Origin of the sequence: Herbiconiux solani NBRC 106740 (assembly GCF_001571005.1) — a bacterium.
Taxonomy (GTDB): Bacteria; Actinomycetota; Actinomycetes; order Actinomycetales; family Microbacteriaceae; genus Herbiconiux; species Herbiconiux solani.
In genome coordinates this window covers 435,389-457,312 of the sequence record NZ_BCST01000002.1, presented here as the reverse complement: position 1 = coordinate 457,312, position 21,924 = coordinate 435,389, and the positions used below count along the sequence as shown (strand labels likewise).

Annotated in this window: 23 protein-coding genes; 11 read left to right on the top strand and 12 right to left on the bottom strand. The window is 64.1% G+C overall.

Annotated features, from left to right (window positions below; all coding sequences use genetic code 11):
- The first annotated feature begins 60 nt into the window (after positions 1–60).
- Together HSO01S_RS05335 and HSO01S_RS18265 are read left to right on the top strand one after the other, a co-directional pair.
- The gene (locus tag HSO01S_RS05335; RefSeq protein WP_218003772.1) at positions 61–720 is read left to right on the top strand and encodes an ABC transporter ATP-binding protein; all 660 of its coding nucleotides are present in this window, start codon (positions 61–63) and stop codon (positions 718–720) included.
- A complete protein-coding gene (locus HSO01S_RS18265; RefSeq protein WP_084361332.1) occupies positions 717–2,045 on the top strand; it encodes an FtsX-like permease family protein in 1,329 nt (442 codons plus the stop codon). The genes HSO01S_RS05335 and HSO01S_RS18265 overlap by 4 nt, the downstream gene beginning before the upstream one ends.
- Here the strand turns inward: HSO01S_RS18265 and HSO01S_RS05330 are convergent.
- Positions 1,981–2,928, bottom strand: a complete 948-nt coding sequence (locus tag HSO01S_RS05330) for an SLAC1 family transporter (RefSeq protein ID WP_169799943.1) — start codon at positions 2,926–2,928, stop codon at positions 1,981–1,983. The two genes, HSO01S_RS18265 and HSO01S_RS05330, sit on opposite strands and share 65 nt — an antisense overlap.
- 4 nt (positions 2,929–2,932) lie before the next feature.
- Complete coding sequence (locus HSO01S_RS05325) at positions 2,933–3,757, bottom strand: alpha/beta fold hydrolase (RefSeq protein ID WP_066039516.1); 825 nt, start codon at positions 3,755–3,757, stop codon at positions 2,933–2,935.
- 276 nt (positions 3,758–4,033) lie between these two features.
- On the opposite strand from HSO01S_RS05325, the gene HSO01S_RS19445 reads away from it, so the two are divergent.
- The 5 genes from HSO01S_RS19445 (at position 4,034) to HSO01S_RS05305 (ending at position 9,451) form a co-directional block, all read left to right on the top strand.
- Positions 4,034–4,888, top strand: a complete 855-nt coding sequence (locus HSO01S_RS19445) for a helix-turn-helix transcriptional regulator (RefSeq protein WP_084361331.1) — start codon at positions 4,034–4,036, stop codon at positions 4,886–4,888.
- Between the two features lie 36 nt (positions 4,889–4,924).
- Positions 4,925–5,416, top strand: a complete 492-nt coding sequence (locus HSO01S_RS05315; protein WP_157078921.1) for an MmyB family transcriptional regulator — start codon at positions 4,925–4,927, stop codon at positions 5,414–5,416.
- An 83-nt stretch (positions 5,417–5,499) separates the two neighbouring features.
- Entirely contained in the window at positions 5,500–5,934 is a 435-nt protein-coding gene (locus tag HSO01S_RS18260; RefSeq protein ID WP_169799942.1) for a GlcG/HbpS family heme-binding protein, read from the top strand.
- Complete coding sequence (locus HSO01S_RS05310) at positions 5,931–6,728, top strand: helix-turn-helix domain-containing protein (RefSeq protein ID WP_084361329.1); 798 nt, start codon at positions 5,931–5,933, stop codon at positions 6,726–6,728. The genes HSO01S_RS18260 and HSO01S_RS05310 overlap by 4 nt, the downstream gene beginning before the upstream one ends.
- The gene (locus HSO01S_RS05305; RefSeq protein WP_084361328.1) at positions 6,725–9,451 is read left to right on the top strand and encodes an ATP-binding protein; all 2,727 of its coding nucleotides are present in this window, start codon (positions 6,725–6,727) and stop codon (positions 9,449–9,451) included. Before HSO01S_RS05310 ends, HSO01S_RS05305 begins: the two co-directional genes overlap by 4 nt.
- Here HSO01S_RS05305 and HSO01S_RS05300 read toward each other — a convergent pair.
- From HSO01S_RS05300 to HSO01S_RS05285, 4 genes are read right to left on the bottom strand one after another with little or no spacing between them, the layout of a single operon-like run.
- The gene (locus HSO01S_RS05300) at positions 9,429–10,712 is read right to left on the bottom strand and encodes an FAD-binding oxidoreductase (protein WP_066039511.1); all 1,284 of its coding nucleotides are present in this window, start codon (positions 10,710–10,712) and stop codon (positions 9,429–9,431) included. The two genes, HSO01S_RS05305 and HSO01S_RS05300, sit on opposite strands and share 23 nt — an antisense overlap.
- Before the next feature lie 12 nt (positions 10,713–10,724).
- Complete coding sequence (locus HSO01S_RS05295) at positions 10,725–11,492, bottom strand: SDR family oxidoreductase (protein ID WP_066039510.1); 768 nt, start codon at positions 11,490–11,492, stop codon at positions 10,725–10,727.
- Positions 11,489–11,965 carry a MarR family winged helix-turn-helix transcriptional regulator gene (locus tag HSO01S_RS18255; protein WP_084361327.1) on the bottom strand — a complete coding sequence of 159 codons (477 nt, stop codon included), beginning with the start codon at positions 11,963–11,965 and terminating at the stop codon, positions 11,489–11,491. Before HSO01S_RS18255 ends, HSO01S_RS05295 begins: the two co-directional genes overlap by 4 nt.
- A gap of 53 nt (positions 11,966–12,018) precedes the next feature.
- Entirely contained in the window at positions 12,019–12,951 is a 933-nt protein-coding gene (locus HSO01S_RS05285; RefSeq protein WP_066039628.1) for an NADP-dependent oxidoreductase, read from the bottom strand.
- Here HSO01S_RS05285 and HSO01S_RS05280 point away from each other — a divergent pair.
- Positions 12,926–14,038, top strand: a complete 1,113-nt coding sequence (locus HSO01S_RS05280; protein WP_245635895.1) for a GlxA family transcriptional regulator — start codon at positions 12,926–12,928, stop codon at positions 14,036–14,038. The two genes, HSO01S_RS05285 and HSO01S_RS05280, sit on opposite strands and share 26 nt — an antisense overlap.
- Before the next feature lie 176 nt (positions 14,039–14,214).
- Here the strand turns inward: HSO01S_RS05280 and HSO01S_RS05275 are convergent, their stop codons facing one another.
- The 4 genes from HSO01S_RS05275 to HSO01S_RS05260 form a co-directional block, all read right to left on the bottom strand.
- Positions 14,215–15,051, bottom strand: coding sequence for an alpha/beta fold hydrolase (locus HSO01S_RS05275; RefSeq protein WP_066039508.1), 837 nt, complete (start codon positions 15,049–15,051; stop codon positions 14,215–14,217).
- A gap of 33 nt (positions 15,052–15,084) precedes the next feature.
- The gene (locus HSO01S_RS05270; protein WP_066039507.1) at positions 15,085–15,798 is read right to left on the bottom strand and encodes an alpha/beta fold hydrolase; all 714 of its coding nucleotides are present in this window, start codon (positions 15,796–15,798) and stop codon (positions 15,085–15,087) included.
- A gap of 42 nt (positions 15,799–15,840) precedes the next feature.
- Complete coding sequence (locus tag HSO01S_RS05265; protein WP_066039506.1) at positions 15,841–16,305, bottom strand: RidA family protein; 465 nt, start codon at positions 16,303–16,305, stop codon at positions 15,841–15,843.
- 111 nt (positions 16,306–16,416) lie between these two features.
- Positions 16,417–17,088 carry a nuclear transport factor 2 family protein gene (locus HSO01S_RS05260; protein WP_066039505.1) on the bottom strand — a complete coding sequence of 224 codons (672 nt, stop codon included), beginning with the start codon at positions 17,086–17,088 and terminating at the stop codon, positions 16,417–16,419.
- Positions 17,089–17,280: 192 nt separating this feature from the next.
- On the opposite strand from HSO01S_RS05260, the gene HSO01S_RS05255 reads away from it, so the two are divergent.
- On the top strand, positions 17,281–18,681 hold the full coding sequence (locus HSO01S_RS05255; RefSeq protein WP_066039504.1) for a DHA2 family efflux MFS transporter permease subunit: 1,401 nt from the start codon (positions 17,281–17,283) through the stop codon (positions 18,679–18,681).
- A gap of 95 nt (positions 18,682–18,776) precedes the next feature.
- Here HSO01S_RS05255 and HSO01S_RS05250 read toward each other — a convergent pair whose 3' ends face one another.
- Together HSO01S_RS05250 and HSO01S_RS05245 are read right to left on the bottom strand one after the other, a co-directional pair.
- Positions 18,777–19,520, bottom strand: a complete 744-nt coding sequence (locus tag HSO01S_RS05250) for an SDR family NAD(P)-dependent oxidoreductase (RefSeq protein WP_169799941.1) — start codon at positions 19,518–19,520, stop codon at positions 18,777–18,779.
- Positions 19,521–19,535: 15 nt separating this feature from the next.
- A complete protein-coding gene (locus tag HSO01S_RS05245) occupies positions 19,536–20,399 on the bottom strand; it encodes an SDR family NAD(P)-dependent oxidoreductase (protein ID WP_066039502.1) in 864 nt (287 codons plus the stop codon).
- Between the two features lie 111 nt (positions 20,400–20,510).
- On the opposite strand from HSO01S_RS05245, the gene HSO01S_RS18250 reads away from it, so the two are divergent.
- Both HSO01S_RS18250 and HSO01S_RS05240 read left to right on the top strand, forming a co-directional pair.
- Positions 20,511–20,861: a UBP-type zinc finger domain-containing protein gene (locus tag HSO01S_RS18250; RefSeq protein ID WP_084361367.1), complete on the top strand. Its 351-nt coding sequence runs from the start codon at positions 20,511–20,513 to the stop codon at positions 20,859–20,861.
- A gap of 143 nt (positions 20,862–21,004) precedes the next feature.
- Positions 21,005–21,907: an NADP-dependent oxidoreductase gene (locus tag HSO01S_RS05240; RefSeq protein WP_066039501.1), complete on the top strand. Its 903-nt coding sequence runs from the start codon at positions 21,005–21,007 to the stop codon at positions 21,905–21,907.
- Positions 21,908–21,924 lie beyond the last annotated feature (17 nt).

The window sequence follows — 21,924 nt, the reverse complement described above, 5'->3', positions numbered from 1 at the left end:
ATGCTCGTTGTCGCGCAGAACGTAAGGAAGAGCTATCGAGGAGCGGGAGGGCGCCCCTCAGTGGAGATCCTGCACGATGTCTCAATCGAGGTCCAGGAGGGCGAATTCGTGTCGGTCGTCGGACCGAGCGGCTCCGGCAAGTCGACACTGCTCTACTGCCTGGCCGGCCTCGAACCCGTCTCAAGCGGGTCAGTCAGCCTCGTCGGCACCGACATCGCATCGCTGAGCCGCTCGCAGATCGCGCGCTTGCGACGCGATCAAGTTGGTTTCGTGTTCCAGTCCTACAACTTGCTGCCCTCACTCAGCGTGCGGGAGAACGTCGAAATGCAAGCGCGCCTCGCAGGTCGCCGCGTGCCGCGCGGCGAAATCGATGCGAGTCTTCAGTCCGTGGGGCTGGAGTCGTTCGGGAATGCACGACCCGCCAGTCTCTCCGGCGGTCAGCAGCAACGAACCGCTATAGCCCGCGCACTGGTTGCGCGGCCTCGAGTGCTCTTCGCAGACGAGCCCACGGGGGCGTTGGATGCGGTTGCCGGCACCGAGGTCATTGGTCTGCTGCGACAGACCGTCACCGATGAGCGGGCGGTTGTGATGGTCACTCACGACCCGGAAGCAGCGGCCAGGACCGATCGCGTGCTCGTGATGCGCGATGGGCGCGTCCACCGTGAAATGGTGCGGCCGAGCGCCCGTGACGTCTTCCGCGCGGTGGAGCACGCGGCATGATCGCCCGGCTCGCACTGCAGGACTTACGCGATTCTTGGGTTCTGTGGGCGGCGGCCGCGTTTGTAGCAGCCGCAGGCGCCTTCGTCGCCCTTGTGCCCGCCACCCTGATCGAGTCGGCGTTCCCGATCACCGACGTCACGTCGCTCGCGCTCCTTGCCATCGCCGGCACGGTGATCGCATTCACTGTGGTGTCGCTGGTGATCGTGATGGGCTCAGTGTCGCGCGCCACAATCGACGCGCGGCGGCCGACGTTCGGGCTATGGCAGATCGGTGGTGTGTTGCCCGGTCAAGTTGGGGTGGTCGTCTTCTCGCAGGTAGTCGTCGTTGGGATCTTCGGCGCTATCCCAGGGGCCCTGCTCGGTCTCTGGTTCGGGCCGGTCTTCGCGCGAGCCACGCTCACCGAGGCGCTGGGTGCCTTCGACGCGCACGTCGGTCCGACGGGAGTTCTGAGCGCAGTCGGCGCCGTGACGCTACTGGTCGGTGCGGCCGCGATTCCGGCAGCTCGACGAGCTGCCGATACCCCTCCCGTTCGACTGGTCAGCGGCATCGCGGCGACCGACAGGCCATCGAGCCCCGGGGTCAGCGGCGCGTTGGTCGTGAAAAGTGTCGTGGCGGTCGCACTCGCTCTGCTGCTCTACCAGCTGCTCGCTTCTCTGCCATCGTCCGTCTCGTCGGGTGGCTCGCAGCCGCTTCTCATAGGGCCTGCGTTGGTGGCCCTGATGTGCTTGCCCGGTCGCAATGCGATGGCGGCGGTGGCTCGACTCTGGACAGCAATCGTTCCGAAAGTTTGGTCGACGTCGTTCATGCTGGCGCGCGTTGATGTCACACGCAGCCGCGATGGTGCCGCGCCGATCACACCGTTCGCCGTTGCGATCGGCCTCCCCGTCACTTTTCTCGCTGGCACCTCTATCGCCTCGAGCGCCAGCGGGGCGACCGGCAACGATCCGACAGAGGGAACGATGCTCGTGCTCTTCGGCCCCGTGCTGCTCTCTGCCATCGGTGGGGGAGCTTCACTTCTGCTCCGCTCGGTGCAACGCCGACGGGAGACCGGGGTTCTCGACTCGCTGGGTGCTGGAACTCCGGTGATGCTTCTGCAGCGCCTCTGGGAAGTGGTCATCGGAGTTGCGACAGCGGCCCTCGTTGGCGTCATCGCACTGGTCGCCACGGTCGTAGCCGAGTTCTGGGTATTGGCCGTCACGCATCCAGAAACCGCCGCGTACGTCGAAGTCCGGCCACTGCTCGCAGTGACCGGACTGTGCCTCACGATCGGACTGGCTGTCGCTGCCTCAGGAGCGCCAGGGATCGTACGCCGATCGCGCCGATGAACAGCGTGGCGGCCGCGAGTACGCACCAAGCGGCCACTGCCGCCCAGGCTCCACTCTCGAGCGAGAGCAGCCGAAGCGTGAACGTAGCGCTCGCAGCCGCTGTGAAGGTGAGCGCCCAGAATCCAAGCGCGAACGGCAGCTTCGCATACCGTCTGACCAGGAAAAGATGGGGCGCTATGACTGCCGCCATGGCGCCGGCCAGCAGCTCGCTGATCATGCTGCCCTGGCCGCCGCTGATGATCCACCAGGCGTTACCGGCCACCGCGGGCGGGGCCGAGAAAATGCCGAGGGTGGGCATCAACGCTGCCAGCGAGTCCGGACCTGCGATCAGTCGAGCGATCACCGCCCCTCCGATCAACAGCCAGAAGAGCATCCCGATGCCGAGGGCGCCGACTGCAAGCTTCGGTTCTCCGATCACCGCCAGAGATTGCGCGGTAAGCAGTCCTGCTGCGACCGTCGGGAGGAAGTAGCCGCTGTGAACGGGCCCGAACCCTCGCGAGACTGTCAGAAGCTGCGAGATGAACCACGACCCGAACACAGCCGACACCACAACGCAGACCCACACGAGAGGAACGCCGACTTGAGGCAGAGTCGGCTCGAGGTGGGCGCCCAAGAGCATCGGCGGAATCGGGATGAGCGCTGCGAACGGACCCAGCACCGGGTTCTTCAAGTCCCCGGTCAGTTCATTCCATCCATGCAACCTGCTGATGAAGAGGACGGCTGTGGCGAGCCAGACCAGGAGGGCGAGAACCCACAGGGCCTCAGCGATGAACTGAGGCGACGCGAGTGAACGCGCCGCCTCAGTCCACGCTCCGGCCAACCCGGTCAACCCGAAAGCGATGCCGAAGGTGTTCAACGGCGGTCGGGGGCGGAGTGTTCGCATTTCTCTACGCCTTGATGAAGGCGAGCACATCCTTGATGAGCTCATCCTGATAGTCGCCGTAGATACCGTGCGGCGCACCCTCGTACACCTTGAGCGTGCCGTACTTCACGAGCTTGATGCTCTGCTCGGCAGCGCCGGCGATGGGAACGATCTGGTCGTCGGAGCCGTGCGCGATGTAGATCGGCACGTCCAGCGCCTTGAGATCGTCGAACTGCTCCGTCTCCGAGAACGCCTTGATGCAGTCGTAGGCCGCTGCGAGGTTCACCAGCGCACCCTGGCGCCAGAAGTCACGCTTCGCGCCCTCGGAAACGGAACTACCCGGGCGGTTGGCGCCGAAGAACGGGCCCTCGGCGAGATCGATCCAGAATTGCGACGCGTCCTTCAGCACTCCTGCGCGGATGCCGTCGAAGACCTCGATCGGCGACCCACCCGGATTCTTGTCCGACTTGAGCATCACGGGTGGGATGGCTCCAGCGGTGACCACCTTCGCGACGCGACCGTTTGCGTACTGCGCGGCATAGCGGACCGCTTCGCCGCCACCGGTCGAGTGGCCCCAGATGACGAGGTCGTGCAGGTCGAGGTGCTCGATCAGCTCGGCGAGGTCGCGGGCGTAGGTATCGATGTCGTTGCCGGTGGAGGTCTTCTGTGACCGGCCGTGGCCGCGACGATCGTGCGCGATGGTGCGGTAGCCGGCGTCAGCGAACACCTTCAGCTCGACCTGCCACGCGTCGCTCGAGAGTGGCCATCCGTGACTGAACACGATCGGCTGGCCGGCACCGTTGTCGGTGTAATAGAGCTCGATGCCCTCGGAGGTAGTGAAGTACGGCATGGTCTTTCTCCCTGAGTGTGGTCGTTGTAGTCGTTGTGACGTCCACAACGTTAGGAATCTGACCCCCGAAGCACGTGGCCCTTAGGGGGACAGCTAGCGGGAGTTAATTGCGGGTCCAGCGGCGCTACGCGTTTGCCGTTAATCGCCAGGACCGCGCCAACTGGCCACCTTCTGCTCGTATCTGCCTGTGTTCTGCATGGACGAGAAACGGCGAGGTGGTCAGAGTTGTTCCGAACAAGAACTCCGGCGTCGATCGGCAAGAAGAATGCGAGGTGGATGGTGGACTCACCACTGGGAGAGTATCTGAGGGTGCGGCGGGCAAGCCTCCGACCCGAAGACGTGGGGCTTCGGAGTATGTCGGGTCGCCGTGTTGAAGGTCTCCGCCGCGATGAAGTCGCTCAGCTCGCTGGTATCAGCCCCGAGTACTACTTACGCATCGAACAGGGCCGAGGACACCAACCCTCCGACCAGGTACTGCGTTCCCTGGCGCGAGCTCTGAAGCTGGACGCCAACGCGATCCAGTACATGACGAGGCTGATTGGAATCCAGTCAGGTGTTCAACGGGCGGCGGAGTCCCAGCACCTCATCCAGGCGAGCCTCGGGCCGATGATCGACCAATGGTCCACGATGCCGGCATTTGTGACCGATAAGAACCAGACGGTCGTCCTCGTCAACGAGCTGGCGAAGGCGATCCTTCCCGGCGGAATCGATCTCGGTACAAGTCTTGTGCTGAAGATCTTCAGCCGAGACTGGCGTGCTTCCGACGTCGACTGGGAAACAACAGCACACCGCGCTCTTGCAGCGCTGCGGTTCCACGCCGATCCATCCGACCTTCACTTTCAAGACATCATCGGGCTTCTTTCCATGCGCGATGAGGACTTCCGTCGAATCTGGGCCGCACACGCAGCAACGCCGATGGACACAAGCGAGCTACACCTCGACGTCGCCGGATTCGGCCGAGTCGAGTTCTCGTTGCAGAGCCTCAGGCCAGCCGGTGACGAGAACCATCTTCTCACTGTGCTGCACGCAGAAGCCGAGTCCGCCGCGGCAGATATGGTCAAGTCCCTCCGAGTCGCCCATGCGTCGACGAACACGCATGCCGGTTTCGGGAACCATCAGGCGACAGCATGAGGAAGTCCAGGCGCGGAGGTTCTGATGGTTCATGACATGAGGCCGATCGTGTTGGACGTACTTGATGCACTACCGGAGATCGCGATGATGGCTTATGACCGTCATCTCGATGTGATCGGGTCTACACGAAAGGCGCAGGCACTCCACCCCATCTACTTGCCTGGGACGAACATCGCTCGATTCGCCTACCTCGGTGCAGAGACGAACCGGGACCTGCAGGACTGGGAGCACAAGGCGGATCTCATTGCGTCGGCACTTCGATCATCATTGAACCGGCACCCGGAAGACAACATCTTTCTCGACTTGGTCGGTGAGCTGACTGCGCGCAGCGATGTCTTCGCCCGGTCATGGGCCCTGAATATCGACCACGCGGGGCAAGCAGCCGTGCTGATCCGCCACCCGGAGGCGGGTGAGCTTCGTCTGAATCAGCACGAATTACCACTCGGCGGCGGCTCGGAAGACACCCTCGTGGTGTGGACCGGTGCGGACGAGAGTTCGGCCTCCAAGCTCGCGCACCTCGTCGGATAGCGATCATTGCGATGTCGATGACTGTGCCGAATGTGGTCATTCGACCGATGCCTCACAGTAGGTCTCCGCGGCAGAGTCCATACATGGACATGGCCGTTGTTTCCCCGATCATCTTGCCGCTCGAACTAGCTCGAGCACTCACGACCGCTGCCATCAGAAGAGTCGAAGACACCGGGATACCGTCCTGCGTGGCGGTGGTGGATGGCGGCGGCAATCTGGTCCTGCTCACCCGAATGGATGGCGCCGCGATCGGGGCGATCGACTCATCCATCGCGAAAGCACGCACTGCGGTGCATTTTGCTGCTTCCACGTCTGATCTCAGCGCAGCAGCGGCAGGAGGGCCGCTCGCGACAATCGCGACCTCGTCTGAGGTCAGACTGGCGTTCGTGGCCGGAGGAGTTCCGATACTCGACGGTGGGGGTGTCGTCATCGGTGGGCTGGGAGCGGGTGGGGGTTCCCCATCGCAGGACCATGACGCGGTCTCTTCGGCCGCACGGAGTGTGGGAGGCGCACTGTGACCAGTGTGAGGTCGAGCAACCGCTCGTCGACCATTCTCGGTGAGTACTTGTGGGCCCGGCGCGCTGCCATTCCGCCCGAAGCGGTCGGTCTCGTGCGTGAACCCAACCGCAGGGTTCCCGGACTCCGGCGCGAGGAGGTTGCGAAGCGGGCATCGATCAGCCCGGAATACTATCTGCGACTGGAGCAGGGGCACGACCGCGAGCCGTCGGACCAGGTCTTGCGGGGCATCGCGAAAGCTCTTTTGCTCGACCACAACGCTGAGCAGCATCTGTTGCGGTTGCGGCATATGCAGCTGAAGCCGTTTCGTTCATCACCGGAGCAGCTCGAGATCGAAGTCACAGAAGAGATGGTGCAGCTGCTCAGAGGGTGGTCGAATACGCCGGCAATGATCATCTCGGTCAATTTCGACGTGTTCTTGGTGAACGATGCCGCTGCTCAACTCGGCGACGGTCGGCTTCGACAGGGTTTCAACCTGATCGAGTCCGTCTTCGCAGCTGAAGGCCGGGACGACCACGACTGGGAAGCAGGGGCGAGCCGGGTACTGGGAGCCCTCCGCTACCACGGGAATCCGCACGACCGTCGGTTTCAGGAACTAGTGGGGCGACTCTCGATCAGAGATGACGATTTCAGACGTCTCTGGGCACGGCACGACGCCCGGCCGGTTCCGTACGGTCGGATGCGCGTCGGTGTCGGCGGCTCCGCGGAGGCGCGCGCGACCTGCAGCACCTTCGAGGTACCCGGTGCCGACGGGCTGCTGCTAATCGTGTTCCTGGGGGATACCCTCGAACTGTGAGCCTGCAATCGCCGGTACGCCTGATCGGGCGCGATGCTGAGACGAGCGCGGTCATCGCCGCCCTTGACCGAGCTGCGGGAGGACACGGCGGTGCTCTTCTCGTTCAGGGAGAGGCAGGGATCGGAAAGACCGCGTTCATGGAGTCGGTGCGAACCCAAGCCATCGGGCGCGGGTTCGAGGTCGTCGAATGCGCTGGCGTCAGAGACGCCAGCTCTGCTGGATTCGCTGGCCTCCACCAGCTGCTCCAACCACTGCTCCGCCACCTGGAGACCGTTCCCTCACGGCAGGCGGGTGCTATCCGCACGGCCTTCGGAATGAGCGACGACGGCGATGTGGACCGCCTGCTTCTTGGGTTGGGTGCGCTAGGACTCCTCGAGGAGACGGCAGCGGAGTCGCCCGTGCTTGTGATTGCCGAAGACATCCACTGGCTCGATTCGTCCAGCGCGGACGTCATCGGTTTCCTCGCCCGTCGTCTCAGTGGGCTTCCTGTACTCATGATCGCAACGGCACGGCCAGGTCAGGGGGAGACCGACTTCGCAACTCGGTTCGGCGGGCTGCTTCCGCTGGCGCCCCTGAGCGATGCCGACTCCCTGAAGCTGATCGAGCAGAGTTCGCCGACGCTTGAGGCTCGGGTGCGTGATCTGATCGTGTCCAACTCGCTCGGAAACCCATTGGCGCTCACCGAGTTCGCCATCTCAGCGCCCCCCAGTTCAGCTGTCCCGGGACTGACTGGCGAGTGGTTGCCACTCACGGGACGACTTGAGGAAACATTCCTGTCAGAGATTCGACAGCTTCCAGAATCCACTCGCCAGGCGCTCCTGGTCGCGGCTGCCGGTCAACGAGCAAGCCTGCGGGAGGTGATCGCTTCCCTTCACGTCTTAGGTCTGTCCGAACGCGATTTCGTCCCCGCCGAGCGGCTCAAGCTGATCCAGGTGAGAGACGGTGAGTATCGGTTCCGGCACCCCCTTGTCAGTTCGGCCCTGTACAGCGCGAGTGATTCCGGAAGCCGAGCGGATACGCACTCCGCGCTGGCTGCTTCGGTCACGGACCCGACTCGTGCCGCTTGGCATCGAGCGGCCGCAGCATCGGGTTGGGACGAGGATGTAGCACGCGAACTCGACCACGCCGCGGAAGCAGAGGAACGGCGGGGTGCGCGCATCGAGGCTGCTGCGGCTTGGCAGCGTGCAGCCGATCTTTCACCCATCACCACCGACCGAGCCCATCGAATCGCTCTGGCCGCAGAAGCGACCCGCCAGGCGGGGGCTCCTGATGCTGCGGCAGCCCTGATCGCCGAGGCGATCCCTCTTGCCGAAGGCGATGACGACGTACTCCGGCTTGCCCGAACGGAATGGATGCTCAGCCAGACCACTGCTCATCAAGGTCGGAGCGCTCTCGACTTGGTCGGCCTCGCGGGCGAGCTGCATGATCGGGATGACCGGATCGAGGCGCTCGTCTTCGCAGCTGTCCGTGCCTACATACTCGGCGAACCAGCCGAGGTGAGGTCAGTCATTGCGCGAGAGCTGTGGCAGGTCGACCCCAGCGGCGACGACGTGTTTCAGCGCATCGGCCTTACGCTCATGGAGCCCGGGCGAGGAACGGGGGATGTCGAGATCGCGCTTCGGGCCTTCGAAGGCCGACTACGACAGACAGATTCGGTGCTCATCAACTGCCTGGCGTTCAGTGCCGAGGAAGTCAGCGATCTCTGGGCGGCTGAGACCGTCTGGGACGCGGCTACGAGAGCTTTTCATGCCGCCGCGCGAACCAGCGACGAAGCCACAGGACTGTGCGGCCGTGGGGGGCTGCGCATCATCGCAGGACACCTGACCGCGGGGTTGGCCGACGTAGAGCAGGCGTTGCACCTGAGCAGAGAACTCAACCTGGGGGTCGTCGGCGGAATGGCGGCAGCCTTCATCGCTCGAGCTCGCGCACAGCGCGGCGAGGCAGAGCTCGCCCGTGAAGCACTCCAGACGGTCCTCGAGCAGGCAGGTCCGCAGCCATTTGCCCGCATCGCGGCCACTGCGGCTTGGGCTGCGGCGCAGCTAGCCATCGACGAGGGTCGGTCCGATGTGGCGATCGACGAACTCGTGAAGACACGGGTCAATGAGCCGATTGCCTTGTGGGCTGGGGGAGACCTCGCCGAGCTGAGCGTGAGAACCGGGCGACGCGTCGAGGTCGATGAGTGGCTGGAGCGAGCTGACCGGGCCATCGAGGCTACCGATTCTGATCATCTTCGAGTGGTCGTTGCGCGTTCTCGAGGAATCATGGCCGAGGGAGAGGAATCAACCACGCACTTTGAGGCCGCTATCGAAGCGGGTATGCGAGCGGGTTCAACCGTAGAACTGGCCAGGGCGCGACTGCATTTCGGAGAGCGACTGCGCAGAGATCGGCGGATCGTCCAAGCCCGAACCGAACTGTGGGAGGCGCTTCGCGTCTTCGAAGCCGAGTCGATCCGTCCCCTCGCCGAAAGAGCCTCGGCTGAACTCCGTGCAGCGGGCGGCGTGGACTCCAGCCGAATCGGACCGGCCCGCGTAGAGGCGGGCCGGCTCCTCACCGCTCAGGAGCTCCTGGTCGCGCGGCTCGCGGCAGAGGGCTTGACCAATCGAGAGATCGCCGACCAGATCTACCTTTCGCACCGAACTGTCGGAGCCCATCTCCACCGCGCGTTCGCCAAGTTGGGGATCAGTCGGCGATCTCAGCTCGCTACGGTGTTGGCACCGAACTAGGACGGGTGACGTCGAAGTTCTGGCTGAACACCCCTTCCGGATCCCATTCTGACTTGATAGCGCGGAGCCTGCTCAGGGTGGCAGGCGGAAAGGCCTCCATGATGCGACCCGGGTCGCGCCCGGATTCGAAGCTCAAGTACATTCCCGTCGTAAGCGCGTGCACCGGCTCCCAGGCGGCGGCGAAGCGTGGCGAATCGACGCTCGCGATCGCGGTCACGGAGAAGTTCTGGTGCCGGTGCGCGTATGCCGTGGCGTCGGGTGGAACATCGTTGATCGCGCCTCCCGCCGAGCGGATCTGCACCATCTGAGTGCTGCCCTCCGCGAGGAGAGCGCCGAGCCCGTGTGAGACATCGAGGTCCAGATGATCGACCAGGCCGGTGTGCGTGAATGCGCGCTGCTGCCCACTGTGAGGCGCGTCTGTTGTGAGTGGAACGGCGGCGTAGGGCACGATCTGTGCTCGCTGCCCGGCCATGCCCGGCAGCTCAGTGAACGGCGTGAGTGCGGTCAGAGCCGAATCGGCATCATCCGATGCGTAGACGACAGTTGCCTGCGCGAACGGTGCCGCTCCGACGCCTATATACAGGAACGCGGATATCTCTCGAGGGGACTGCTCAACGAGGGCGCCCCAACGGTTGAGGAACGTGGCGGTGTCGCGCAGCTGGTAGGCGATGGTTGCTTGGGCGACCACCGGAGTCGTGGACGCTTCGAACTCGAACGACGTCACGATGCCGATGTTCGCCCCCGCTCCACGGATCGCCCAGAACAGATCAGGCTCCTGGGAGGCGGATACACGATGCACTGCCCCGTCGGCTGTGACCAGTTCGGCAGAACGTAGCCTGTCGATGGTCAGCCCATGGGCCCGACCCATCAGGCCGATGCCTCCGGTCGTACCGAGCCCGCCTACTCCCACATCGCCGGAGTCTCCCGAGCTGATGGAGAGTCCCCACGGATACAGCTCCCGAGCGACGTGGCCCCAGTGGGCACCCGGACCCAGCTTGACCATTGTGTCGCTGATGCGCTCGATGCCGTTGAGTCGACCAAGATCGATCACGGTCCCGCCCGTGTTGGTCGAGATGCTGCTGATGCCGTGCCCGCCGCTTCGGATGGAGAGTTCCCCACCGGTTTCGCGAGCGAAGAGAAGTGCTTCAGCGACCTCTTCCGTTGTGCGGGGGCGGATGATCGCTGCGGGGGCGCCGGTGGCGCCATAGACGTGTCGCAGGGAGGGGTAGTCGGGATCGGGTGCGCGAACGATGTCGAGCATGAAGGTTCGTCCTTAGAACTGTGGGGGAGTGGTGACAGGCCCGGTGGCCTTGTCGATGAAGTAGTGCAGTACCTCACCCGTCAGGGGCGAGGTGCCGGCGACCAGCTCGGCGATATGCGTGCCGATCTCGGTGCCGTCGATCCATCCTCTGTTGTCGACGCCGGCGAGCTGGCGGGCGCGGGTGCGAACGACGCCGAGGATCACCTCGTAGACGCGGAGGCTCGTTCCGCTGAGCTCGGCGGCGAGGGTTCGGGTGAGCGACTTGCCGGCGGCGGCCCCCAAGGCGACAACACCATTCCCGGGGAACGGGATGTCGGCGCTGAGGCCGTTGAGTTGCAGCAGGATGCCGCTGGGTGCGAGGGTCGGAGTCAGGGCGCGGTAGACCCGGAAGACGGCAGTGAGGTTGTCTTCGACGAGCGCCTTCCACTCGTCATCGGTGATGGTCAGAAGGGGCTTGTTCCCCTGCTCGCCCCAGGAGGCGATGCTGACGACGATTCCGTCGAACGGTCCGAACTCTGCTGCGAGTGCGGCGGCCTTGTCGTCAAGTTCGACGCCGAGGCCGTCGAGGGTGGCGACGTGAAGTGAGCTGTCGTGGACTCGATCTGCGAAGTCTTTGAGTCGTTCGTCATTCCGCCCCGTTGCCACGACTGTCGCGCCTGATGCCAGCAGGGTGCGGACGACGCCCTCGCCTACGCCTCCTCCGCCGCCGACGACGAGTACGGTCTTGCCGTTGAGATCCGTGGTGGTCTGTGCCCATCGGGGCTGCGTGATGGTGGTCATGATCTTTCCTTCTGCGTCGTTGTGGACACTGTGTCGATGTGGGCCTGGAGGGCTTGAAGGCCCTCAGCGAGGCCCTCCAGTTGCGCGGGCGTGAGTGCAGCCGCGAACCATTTCTGCGCGGCACGCAGGTGGGGGCCGATCGCTTTGCGGTAGACCCCTCTGCCTTCGTCCGTCATCACCAGGACTGCCGCTCGCCCATCAAGCGGGTCCGCTCGGCGCTCCACGAGTCCGCGTTTCTCGAGACGGCGGAGCTGATGGGAGAGTCGGCTGGAATCCCAGCCGATCGCTTGCGCGCAGGCGCCGGGTCGTACGCCGTCAGGGCTGAGCCGCAGGTGCGCCAGAACCGTGAACTCGGTATCGGACAGTTCGGCGTCAGCCCAGAGGTCCCGTCCGACTTCGCGCTTGAGTTGTTCGGTCACCGTGTGAAGCGTTTCCCACGTGCGCAACTCGAACGGACTCAATTTATCTGACATGTCAGAGACTTTAGCACATATCTGATGCGTCAGGTAATTGAGCAGGGGAGCCTTTACGGCACCTCGAGCACGACCTTGCCTTGGCCTTTGAAGGAATGGGCCTGATCGGCGCGCTCAAGGGGGAACGTTGCCGCAATGAGGGGAGTCAGTGTGCCGCTCACCACCAGTTCCGTGATCTGCATGAGGCCGAGCCGATCGGATTCAACGAATACCCCGGCGACACGCAGGCCCCTCTCGGCGGCGGCTGCTCGAGAGGGCCCGAGTGATTGGGGGAGTGTCGAGATGAGCATGCCGCCAGGTCGCAGTACGTCGAGTGCTCTGAGTGGGTAATCTCCTCCGATCACGTCGAAGACGACATCGAGCCCTCGGACCTGTCTGCTGAAGTCCGTGGAGGTGTAGTCGATGATCGCGTCTGCGCCCAGTGTGCGGGCGAGTTCAGCGTTCTGGGCTGAGACGACGGCGGTGACGTGTGCTCCGAGGGCTTTTGCGATCTGCACCGCGAGGTGGCCGACCCCTCCCGTTGCACCCGTGATGAGCACGGTCGAGCCATCACTGATGTGAGCGGTCTCGACGAGCATCTGCCAAGCCGTCAGCCCGGCCAACGGGAGCGATGCTGCTTGAGTGAAACTCAGTGCATCCGGTTTGCGGATCAATGCGCGAGGTGGCGCCACGACATATTCCGCGTACGCTCCTGCGCCCCGCGGAAAGGGCAGCAACCCGAAGACATCGTCGCCCGGTTCGAAGAGCGTGATGCCCGGGCCGACGGCTGCGACAACGCCGGCCAGATCCCAACCGAGCGTGAACGGCGGAGTCCCGCTGAAGACGCCGGTCTGCCGATTCATGAAGTCAGCGGGGTTGACGCCGGCTGCCCGAACGCGAACGAGCACCTGCCCGATCCCCGGGGTCGGAATCTCAATGGAAGCCTCATGCAGCACCTCGGGGCCGCCGAGCTCGTCCTGGATGATCGCCCGCATCGTCTCTGCCATGACGACCACGCTAAGCGTGTCTGTCCGGTTCGGAAATGACACGCACGTCATTGTTCGCTATAAACTCGCCAACATGGCTGCAGATCCACATCGAGTCGTCGTTCTGGCGCAGAACGGCGCGTACCCCTTCGAAATGGGCATTCCGGCACGCATCTTCGGCGCAACCGATGGTGCGTACACCGTCACGCTCTGCACTCCGACCGGCGGATCGATCGAAACCAATGCTGGATTCTCTGTGATCCCCTCTGCGGGACCCGAGATCCTCGCTGAGGCGGATACGGTCATCGTCACGCCCATCGACCCTTACTCCCTGAAGCGCGAGCTGGGGGACGATGTTCGTGATGCGCTCGCGATGATTCGGCCCGGCGCTCGGGTCGTATCGATCTGCACAGGGGGCTTCACCCTGGCCGCGGCCGGCATCCTCGACGATCAGCGGGTGACCACTCACTGGCAATGCGCGACCGTGTTCCAGAAGTGGTACCCCGACATCGAACTCGACGAGAACGTGCTTTTCGTCGATGGGGGAGAGGTGCTGACTTCTGCTGGAGCCGCAGCAGGGATCGACCTGTGTCTCCACCTGATCCGGAAGGACTTCGGTTCCGAGCTCGCAACGCGCGCTGCGCGACGTTGCGTGGTGGCTCCGCACCGGGATGGTGGGCAGGCGCAGTTCATCGAACGCCCCGTCCCAGCAGGTGCGGACGCGTCGACAGGGGCGACACGGGAATGGGCCCTGAGCCGGCTCGATCAGTCCCTCACGGTGGCAGACCTGGCGGCCCACGCCCACATGAGCGAGCGCACTTTCTGCCGACGCTTCCTCGCCGAGACGGGTCTGGCCCCGCGGCGGTGGCTCACACAGCAGAGGCTCGCCGTCGCGCGCGGTCTGCTCGAGACGACGGATCTCGGGATCGACGCGATCGCCACGGCGGTCGGTTATGCCACCGCGACGTCGTTGCGCAACCACCTCGGAGCTCTGCTCGGAGTCTCTCCCATGGCGTACCGTCACACATTTCGACCGACAGAATCCCGCGCCGAGCGCCTGCGTGCCCGGTCGACCGACGAACCGGTGACGAGCGTCGGCATCCACTAGGGGGAACATCGACCACCCGATTCGACGTCGTCGAGCTGGGGGCCGACCCTAGGGGCTACGTCGCGGCGATCCGTACTGCGAACGTTCACACCCACCCGACGCTGGGCGAGGTTCTGCAGGAAGGTTTCCACGGCCTGATCGGTCATGCCATCAACCTGTAGAGCCCGCGCCAGCTGTCACCAGCCCAGGAACGAGTTCACCTCTCCGGCGTAATCGGCGTGGTACTGGAAAAGAAATCCGTGTCCAGCATCCGAGTAGACGACGAGCTTTCCGCGTGAGAGCTGTGACACCGCTTGGATGCTGGAATACGGGGGAGCCATCACGTCATGCAAGCCCACGCCGATCAATACCGGGATCGTGAGCTCAGGCAACCGGTCGAAAACCCCGGCACCGAAAGCACGGATGGCTTCGATGCTCGCCGCTGACGCTTCGGCTGAGACGACCGCTTCAGAGACGTGAAGGCGCGTTCGCAGACGTTCGAGTTGGCTTCTGCCATGGCTGACGCCGGATTCTGTTTCCGGATAGAACAGGAACAGGAAGTCTTCCTCCGTGTTCGTGCCCCGGCCGGCAATCTGCCAGACCTTTGCCGGCGCCATCGGCTGTCCCTCGATGATGCCGGGGGTGCTGCCCGAGAAGACCAAATGTCCCACCAGCTCGGGCCGAGCGAGGGCGGCGGTCGCGACGACCATCCCACCCATCGACCAACCGAAGAGATCGAACTTCCTCAAGCCCAGCGCAGTCGTGAACTCGATCAGACCCTCGGCCATCTCTGCAATGGAGGAAGCCGGTGTACCCGTGCTCAGGTTGATGCCGCGGTTGTCGAAGATGATCACCTCGCGGTTCGCCGACAACGCGTCCAGGAATGCAGGGTCCCAATGGTCGATCGTTCCGCGAAGGCGCATTGCCATCACGAGGGGCAACCCGTTGGGTCGCCCGAGCCGCCTGTAGGCGAATCTCGCCGAAGGCGCATCCACGAAGAGTGTCTCGGCGGCGTCGGCCAGGAATTCGGTCATGATCTTTCTCCTTATGAGAATTCTTGGGCCGGTTCAGGACAGGTGGGCGATGGCCTCGAGGATGAGACCGGCGACCACGCCGGGGTTGGAGACCATGCTCGAGTGTGAGGCTCCCTCGATCTCTACGGTCTTCAGCGAACCCGCGCGCTCTGCCATGAACCGGAGGCCGGCGGCCGGGATGTTCTTGTCGGCTGATCCGAAGACGAACCACGACGGCCGGGTCTTCCAGGCCGGGGTCTCAGCTGGCTGCGGTTCTGCGAGGGCGAAGTCTCGCACCGCGCGCTGCGTGGATGCGGCGATCTTGGCGTCTGCCAAGGCCACATCTCCGCAGAACTGGTTCGGGAAGAGCTCGCGGTCGACGATGAGGTCGTTGGTGCCGTCGCCGAGCGGGATCGGTCGGACCGTCTCGCCGAGGGTGCTACCGGGGAACTTGTCGGTCAGTCCCAGTGATGTCTCGCCGTGGTCGGGCGCGAACGCCGACACGTAGACGAGGCCCTTGACCGCGTCACTTCCAACGGCTGCCTCGGTGGTGACGGCGCCCCCGTAGGAGTGGCCGACGAGCAGGACAGGGCCGCCGACGGCCTCGACCGCACGACGGACGTTGTCCGCGTCGGTCGTCACGCCGCGGAGAGGGTTCGGTGTGGCGATTGCCGTCACTCCCTTGTTCTGCAGGGCGGCGATGACGCCGTTCCAGCTTGCGGATTCGGCGAAGGCGCCGTGCACGAGTACGACGGTTAGTTCAGTCATGATTTTCTCTTTCGTGTGGGTCTGCTAGGAAGGTGGGAGCGATCAGGAGAATTCGACGGTCAGTTCGACCTCGACCGGTGAGTTCAGCGGGAGTACGGCGACTCCCACTGCACTTCGGGCGTGCACACCGAGGTCGTCGAAGATCTCTCCGAGTAGCTCGGAGGCGCCGTTCAGGACTCCGGGCTGGCCGAAGAACGACGGGTCGGAGGAAACGAAGCCCACGACCTTGACGATCCGTGTCACTCGATCGAGCGAGCCGATCACTGCTGCGACCGCGGCGAGAGCGTTGATCGCGGCAGTGCGAGCGAGAGCTTTCGCGTCGTCCGGCGTGACCTCAGCTCCCACCTTGCCGGTGGTGGGCAATTCGCCGTCTACGAACGGTAGTTGGCCTGCCGTGAACACGAGGTGCCCGCTGATGACCGCGGGCACGTACACGCCCGCCGGCGCTGCGGCCTGGTGAGGGATTGCGATCCCTAGTGCAGCCAGTCGATCGTCGAGCTCTGACATGTGATCCACTCCTTCAGAGCACCTCCTGGGTGGAGGCGGTGCTCTCAAGGTAGGAGCGCGTCCGCGTCGTATCGTGGCCCTCTCAGCCCCACACTCAAGGGGCGCTGGCTGCTAGAAGGCTCCGTTGCCGTGCGGCAGGCTCTCCGGAACGGGGGTCATGAGGCTCCAGTGCTCGACTATGCGGCCGTCGGTCACCCGCCACATGTCGTTGATGATGACCGGGCCGTTCTTTTCGCCTTCGGAGCGCGTGTAGACGACGTCCTGGTCGGCGATGACAGCATGGACGGTGCGGTAGACCAGGTCCTCGTCGTATGCCACCCCGGCGCCAGGCGCGAGATAGTCCTCATCCGCGCGGTGGTCGCCACTGACGAGAGCTCTCGCAACCCATTCGGTGACGAGCGCTCGGTTTGCGGCGACCGTGTCGCCGCCGGTCTGAACGTCGAGGGTCGCGGAATGGGTTGCCGCGGCACCCAAAGCGTCCCAGTGCTCCACGATTCGGTCGTCAACGACCCGCCACACGTCGTAACCAGTCAGCGGCACGGGCGCGAATCCGGTGAACTCTCCCTCCGTCACCACGAGACCGCCGTCAGCAATGATTCGCGTCAGCGTATACCCGGCTGTTTCAGGCAGGCTCGAGACGAGCACCTTCAGCCCGTCAACGCCGTCGGCCCCGAGGGCTGAGTGCTGCACGTACACGGGCCCGAACACCTGGTCGAGGATGGCGGTGTCCTTGCGGTTGAACAGCTGCTCTGTTGCTTCGATAACGATGTCTTTGGCCGACATATCTGGCTCCTCGGGATTCCGGCTCGATGGCCGGGCAGGCACGAAGCTAGCCGTGGCGCGCCAGGAATCACAGGGAGCAATGAGCCAATCTTCGACACGTTCTCGCCTCGATACGAGCGTCTGGTCAGCCGTCCCTGAGGGGGCCACGCTGTTTCGGCGGACGTGCGGTGGACTGCGCTCATGGTTGCAAAAATGACTGCCTCGCAGCGCTTCGTCCTCGCTGTCGCGATTCTGTCTGCCTTCGTCTCATTCCTGGATGGATCGGTCATCAACGTGGCGTTGGCCGCGATTAGCCACGACCTCGGAGGTGCGCTGACGTCGCAGCAATGGGTGGTCGACGCCTACCTCATCACGCTCGGCTCCGTCATCCTCCTTGCCGGGTCGCTGTCGGATGTGTTTGGCCGCAAGAAGGTACTGACCGCGGGACTCGTCGGGTTCGGTGTCACCTCACTGCTGTGTGCATTCGCGCCGAGCATCGAGTTCCTCATCGTCTCGCGCGGGCTGCAGGGGATCGCGGGGGCACTCCTTGTCCCGTCGTCGCTCGCAATCATCTTGGCGAACTTCTCTGGCCCCGCGCAGAGCCGTGCAATCGGTACGTGGACGGCGTTCACCAGCGCGGCGAACATCGCCGGGCCCATACTCGGCGGCGTGCTCGTCGACCAGCTCTCGTGGCGATTCATATTCGGCATCAACGTTTTGCCGATCGTGGTGACTCTGCTGCTGCTCGCCAAGCTCGAGCCCGACCACCACCGCCAGCCTGGAGCCCGGATCGATGTGCTTGGAGCGATCCTCGGTATCGTCGGACTCGGACTGCCCGTCTTCGCGCTCATCGAGCAAGCGAACTTCGGGTGGGCATCTCCGGTCGTGATCGTGCCACTTGTCATCGGCGCGGCCGCGCTTGTTGCCTTCGTGTTGTTCGAACGCCGGACCGAGCAACCGATGCTGCCTCTCGCGCTGTTTCGGGTGCGCAACTTCACCGTGGGCAATGTGGCGACTTTCTTGATCTACGGTGCGCTGTCGCTGGGGTTCTTCAGCATCGCCGTGTTCCTCCAACAGGTGGCGGGGTACAGCGCCACCGAGGCAGGCTTCACGATGATTCCCACGAGCTTGCTGCTGATCGGTTTGTCCTCATTGTTCGGACGTCTCGCGGGTCGCTTCGGACCACGATTGTTCATGACTATGGGCCCGCTGCTCGCGGCGGGAGGCTTTCTTCTGATGTTGCGGATCGACGAGCGCGCCGACTATCTGACCCAGGTGTTGCCAGCAATCGTGGTTTTCGGAGTTGGCATGGCGATCACTGTGGCGCCTCTGACGGCGGCAATCCTCGGAGCGATCGATCCCGCACGATCGGGCATCGCGTCGGCCGTCAACAACGCCGTGTCCCGAGTGGCCGGCCTCATCGCGATCGCCCTCGCCAGCCTCATCGCCGGCACCGCGGTGCTCGACCTCGCCGGATTCCACCGAGTCATTCTCGTGTCAGCCCTCTTGTTCGCTGCCGGAGGCCTCGTGTCCCTCGTGGGCATCCAAAACCCGAAAGTTCCGCGGCCCACCCGAATCGGAGGCCGCCGAACCCAAGAAGAGACCGCGCAGTGAAAGCGCAGGTGACTCAAGGCGGGAAGCCCGGAAACGACGGAAGGGGAGGTGCCAATTCTTGGCGCCCCGCCCCCTTCTGCGGGTTCTGACAGACTTCAGGCGAGGAAGCCGCCATCCACGGCCAGGTGTGCACCGTTGATGTAAGAAGCATCATCGGACAGGAGAAATGCGATTGCCTTCGCAACCTCGTCTCCAGTTCCTACCCGCCCCAACGGAATACCGGTGTCAGCCACCTTCTGTGCGCCCTCCGGATTCGCCTGGGTCATCTCTGTGTCGATGACGCCCGGCTGGAGTTCGTTCACGCGTACGCCCTGCCGGCCGAACTGGATTGCTGCCGTGCGTGTCAGTCCTCGGATTCCGTGCTTTGCGCTGGAGTAGTCGGCGGTAGGGCCGCCGCGGTCCGCGAAGACACTTGAGACGTTGACGATGGACCCGCCTCCTGCCGCGAGGATCGCAGGGATCTCGTACTTGATGCCGTAGAACAAGCTGTTGAGATCGATGTCGATCGTGCGTTGCCATTGTGCCGGGGTCATGTCCACGAGATGGGTGAAGTCGCCCGACACACCAGCGTTGTTGACAGCGTGGTGAAGCGCACCAAAATTCTCGAGCGTCCGCGTTACGGCGCGCTCGACGTCTTCGGGTCGGCTGACGTCGCCCGGCAGGGCAAGTGCACACCCGCCGGCGGCCGCAATCTCTGTCACGGCATCATTCAGCTTTGACTCGCGTCGGCCGACCAATGCGACAGCGGCTCCCCGTTGCGCCAGCAAGATCGCGGCAGCACGCCCCATTCCTGAGCCGGCGCCGGTGATAAGCACAACTTTTCCCTCGAACTGTTTCATTGTCATCACGTCCTATCAGGCGTTGTCAGCCGGGAGCTGCACGCGGTCGGCGTCGAAGTCGGCAGAGGCCGAAACGGCCTCCCAGGTGGTCGCCTCTTCGATCTGAGCTTTGGAGTAATCGATCGCCAGGTGCGCCGCGTAGCCTCCGATGACCAGGTGGCTCGGCACTGTCTGTCGTTTCGCCACCCGCACCAGGATGTCGGCTGCGCGGTCCGGGTCACCGGCCTGGTCCGTGCCGCGGAGTCGTTCCGCGAAAGCGCCCACGGTCGCCTGGTACTCCTCGGGCACCCCGTGCACGTCCATTGATGCGCCTGCCCAATCGGTTGCGAATCCGCCAGGTTCTACTACCAAGTACCGAATCCCGAATGGCGCGGTCTCGGTTGCGAGTACTCGTGTGAGGCCATCAATGCCGAACTTGGCGGCTTGATACGAACCAAGCCCCGGAGTTCCGCCAACGCGACCGCCAACGGAAGAGAACTGGATGATCAGCCCGCTTTCCTGTGCCCGGAGGATCGGAAGGGCTGCCTTTGTGACGTTGTAGACGCCCCAGAAGTTCGTCTCAAACTGACGGCGGAAGTCTTCCTCGTCAGCCGTTTCTACGGGGGAAATGTTGGCGTACCCAGCATTGTTGACGACGACGTCGACGCGGCCGAATCGTTCCTGTGCTGCACGAAGCGTCTCAGACGCCGCCTGCGCGTTTGTTACATCCAGGCCCAGCGGCAGTACCTTGTCACCAAACTTTTCAACCAGGTCGGCGAGTTGCTCTGGCCGGCGAGCCGTTGCAGCGACGGTGTCACCTGCCTCGAGGGCTGCGGTGGTGAGAGATCGGCCGAAGCCGCGTGAAGAGCCGGTAATGAACCATGTCTGTGGAGTAGTCATGCGTAGATTGTGCGACCTGGCTTCGCAAGAAGTTCTATCCCCCAGAGGGTCACCCTAGAGGGGAGCGCGAAGGCTTGTTACAGCGGGACGGTGACTTAGCATTTCTCCGTGATGACAGAAGCGCCAATTGATACCCGGGTGCCGCCGAGCGGTCCGGGATGCGTTGACTGCGACCCGGCGACAGGCTGGTGGTTGCACCTGCGACGTTGCGCCGCGTGCGGCCACGTCGGGTGCTGTGACGATTCGCCTTCCCAGCATGCGACCGCGCATGCTCACCACAGCGGGCACCCGGTTGTCCAGAGCTATGAGCCCGGTGAAGCATGGATGTGGGACTACGAGGCATCGAAATTCATCCACGGGCCTGAGCTCGCGGAACCCCGTCATCGCCCAGTTGACCAACCGAGCCCGGGACCGGCAGGCAACGTCCCCTCGGATTGGCGGTCGCAGCTGCACCGCAGCTAGCTCGAAGAGTGGAGCTGTTCCCAGGAGGGCCTGCTTGTTGGCTGAACAGACTCTTAGCGTGGGCACGAGAATCCAACTGAGGCATGCACTTCGTGGGCGAGTATCAAACCGCCAGAGGATGCGATCCTACGAACGGAGAGCACATGTCAAGCGCGATCGTCATCACGGAGTTCGGCGGGCCGGAGGTATTGCAGTGGCGTGCAGTGAAATCTCCGGACGTGAAACCGGGTGAGGTACTCATACGTGTGAAAGCCGCGGCGGTGGGCCCCACCGACCTGCACATCCGCGCAGGCAATCTCACTAACGTGTTCCCGCAACGCCCCGGAGACGTGCTGGGCTTCGAGGCGGCCGGCGTAGTCGAGGCAGTAGGCGACGGCGCCGATGCCTATGTCGGCGAGGAAGTCGCGGCGCTGCTACCGGCTCAAGGTGGATACGGCGAGTTCGCCACCACGACCGTCTGGTACCCGAAGCCTGCCTCTGTGAGCTGGGACGCTGCGGCCGCTCTGCCCGCATCGGCAGATGCTGCCGTCGGAACCTTACGTCAAGTCCGTGCGACCAAGGGGGAGACGATCGTGGTGCTCGGCGCGGTAGGCGCGGTCGGGTCGATCATCGTGCAGTTGGCACGAGCACAGGGCATCCACGTGATCGGAGTGGCGAGCGAACAAGCCGCTGACTCCGTCCGCGGACTCGGCGGCGAATTCCTAGCGTTCGGAGCCGGACTCTTCGACAGGATCGACACGCCAGTGGACGCCGTCATCGACGCAGCAGGCTATGGTGAGCTGACGCGAGCGGTGACCGCGGTCGGCGATGCCAGCAGGGTAGTGACTCTGACCGGAGGCCCGGAGGTCGCCTCTTCAGGAGCTCTCCTATCCCACCCCAGCCCGGACCGAGCACCGGATGCCCTGGCGACCACCATGCCACTCCTCGCCTCCGGAGAGCTCCGTCTCAAGCGACGCCGCATACTGCCGATCGAAGCCGCAGCCGAGGCACACCGACTCCTTGAATCGGGCGAAACCCACGACAAGATCGTCCTCTCTTTCGGGTAAGCGATCAGCCGAGACGC

What these genes read in the sequence shown, in the direction of transcription:
- HSO01S_RS05260 (WP_066039505.1), bottom strand. Translation starts at nt 17,088, where the DNA reads ATGTCGGCCAAAGACATCGTTATCGAAGCAACAGAGCAGCTGTTCAAC.
- HSO01S_RS18265 (WP_084361332.1), top strand. Translation starts at nt 717, where the DNA reads ATGATCGCCCGGCTCGCACTGCAGGACTTACGCGATTCTTGGGTTCTG.
- HSO01S_RS18255 (WP_084361327.1), bottom strand. Translation starts at nt 11,965, where the DNA reads ATGTCAGATAAATTGAGTCCGTTCGAGTTGCGCACGTGGGAAACGCTT.
- HSO01S_RS05295 (WP_066039510.1), bottom strand. Translation starts at nt 11,492, where the DNA reads ATGACCACCATCACGCAGCCCCGATGGGCACAGACCACCACGGATCTC.
- HSO01S_RS05275 (WP_066039508.1), bottom strand. Translation starts at nt 15,051, where the DNA reads ATGACCGAATTCCTGGCCGACGCCGCCGAGACACTCTTCGTGGATGCG.
- HSO01S_RS05265 (WP_066039506.1), bottom strand. Translation starts at nt 16,305, where the DNA reads ATGTCAGAGCTCGACGATCGACTGGCTGCACTAGGGATCGCAATCCCT.
- HSO01S_RS05300 (WP_066039511.1), bottom strand. Translation starts at nt 10,712, where the DNA reads ATGCTCGACATCGTTCGCGCACCCGATCCCGACTACCCCTCCCTGCGA.
- HSO01S_RS05315 (WP_157078921.1), top strand. Translation starts at nt 4,925, where the DNA reads ATGAGGCCGATCGTGTTGGACGTACTTGATGCACTACCGGAGATCGCG.
- HSO01S_RS05270 (WP_066039507.1), bottom strand. Translation starts at nt 15,798, where the DNA reads ATGACTGAACTAACCGTCGTACTCGTGCACGGCGCCTTCGCCGAATCC.
- HSO01S_RS05330 (WP_169799943.1), bottom strand. Translation starts at nt 2,928, where the DNA reads ATGCGAACACTCCGCCCCCGACCGCCGTTGAACACCTTCGGCATCGCT.
- HSO01S_RS05255 (WP_066039504.1), top strand. Translation starts at nt 17,281, where the DNA reads ATGACTGCCTCGCAGCGCTTCGTCCTCGCTGTCGCGATTCTGTCTGCC.
- HSO01S_RS05325 (WP_066039516.1), bottom strand. Translation starts at nt 3,757, where the DNA reads ATGCCGTACTTCACTACCTCCGAGGGCATCGAGCTCTATTACACCGAC.
- HSO01S_RS05240 (WP_066039501.1), top strand. Translation starts at nt 21,005, where the DNA reads ATGTCAAGCGCGATCGTCATCACGGAGTTCGGCGGGCCGGAGGTATTG.
- HSO01S_RS18250 (WP_084361367.1), top strand. Translation starts at nt 20,511, where the DNA reads ATGACAGAAGCGCCAATTGATACCCGGGTGCCGCCGAGCGGTCCGGGA.
- HSO01S_RS05285 (WP_066039628.1), bottom strand. Translation starts at nt 12,951, where the DNA reads ATGGCAGAGACGATGCGGGCGATCATCCAGGACGAGCTCGGCGGCCCC.
- HSO01S_RS05250 (WP_169799941.1), bottom strand. Translation starts at nt 19,520, where the DNA reads ATGAAACAGTTCGAGGGAAAAGTTGTGCTTATCACCGGCGCCGGCTCA.
- HSO01S_RS05245 (WP_066039502.1), bottom strand. Translation starts at nt 20,399, where the DNA reads ATGACTACTCCACAGACATGGTTCATTACCGGCTCTTCACGCGGCTTC.
- HSO01S_RS05280 (WP_245635895.1), top strand. Translation starts at nt 12,926, where the DNA reads ATGATCGCCCGCATCGTCTCTGCCATGACGACCACGCTAAGCGTGTCT.
- HSO01S_RS18260 (WP_169799942.1), top strand. Translation starts at nt 5,500, where the DNA reads ATGGACATGGCCGTTGTTTCCCCGATCATCTTGCCGCTCGAACTAGCT.
- HSO01S_RS19445 (WP_084361331.1), top strand. Translation starts at nt 4,034, where the DNA reads ATGGTGGACTCACCACTGGGAGAGTATCTGAGGGTGCGGCGGGCAAGC.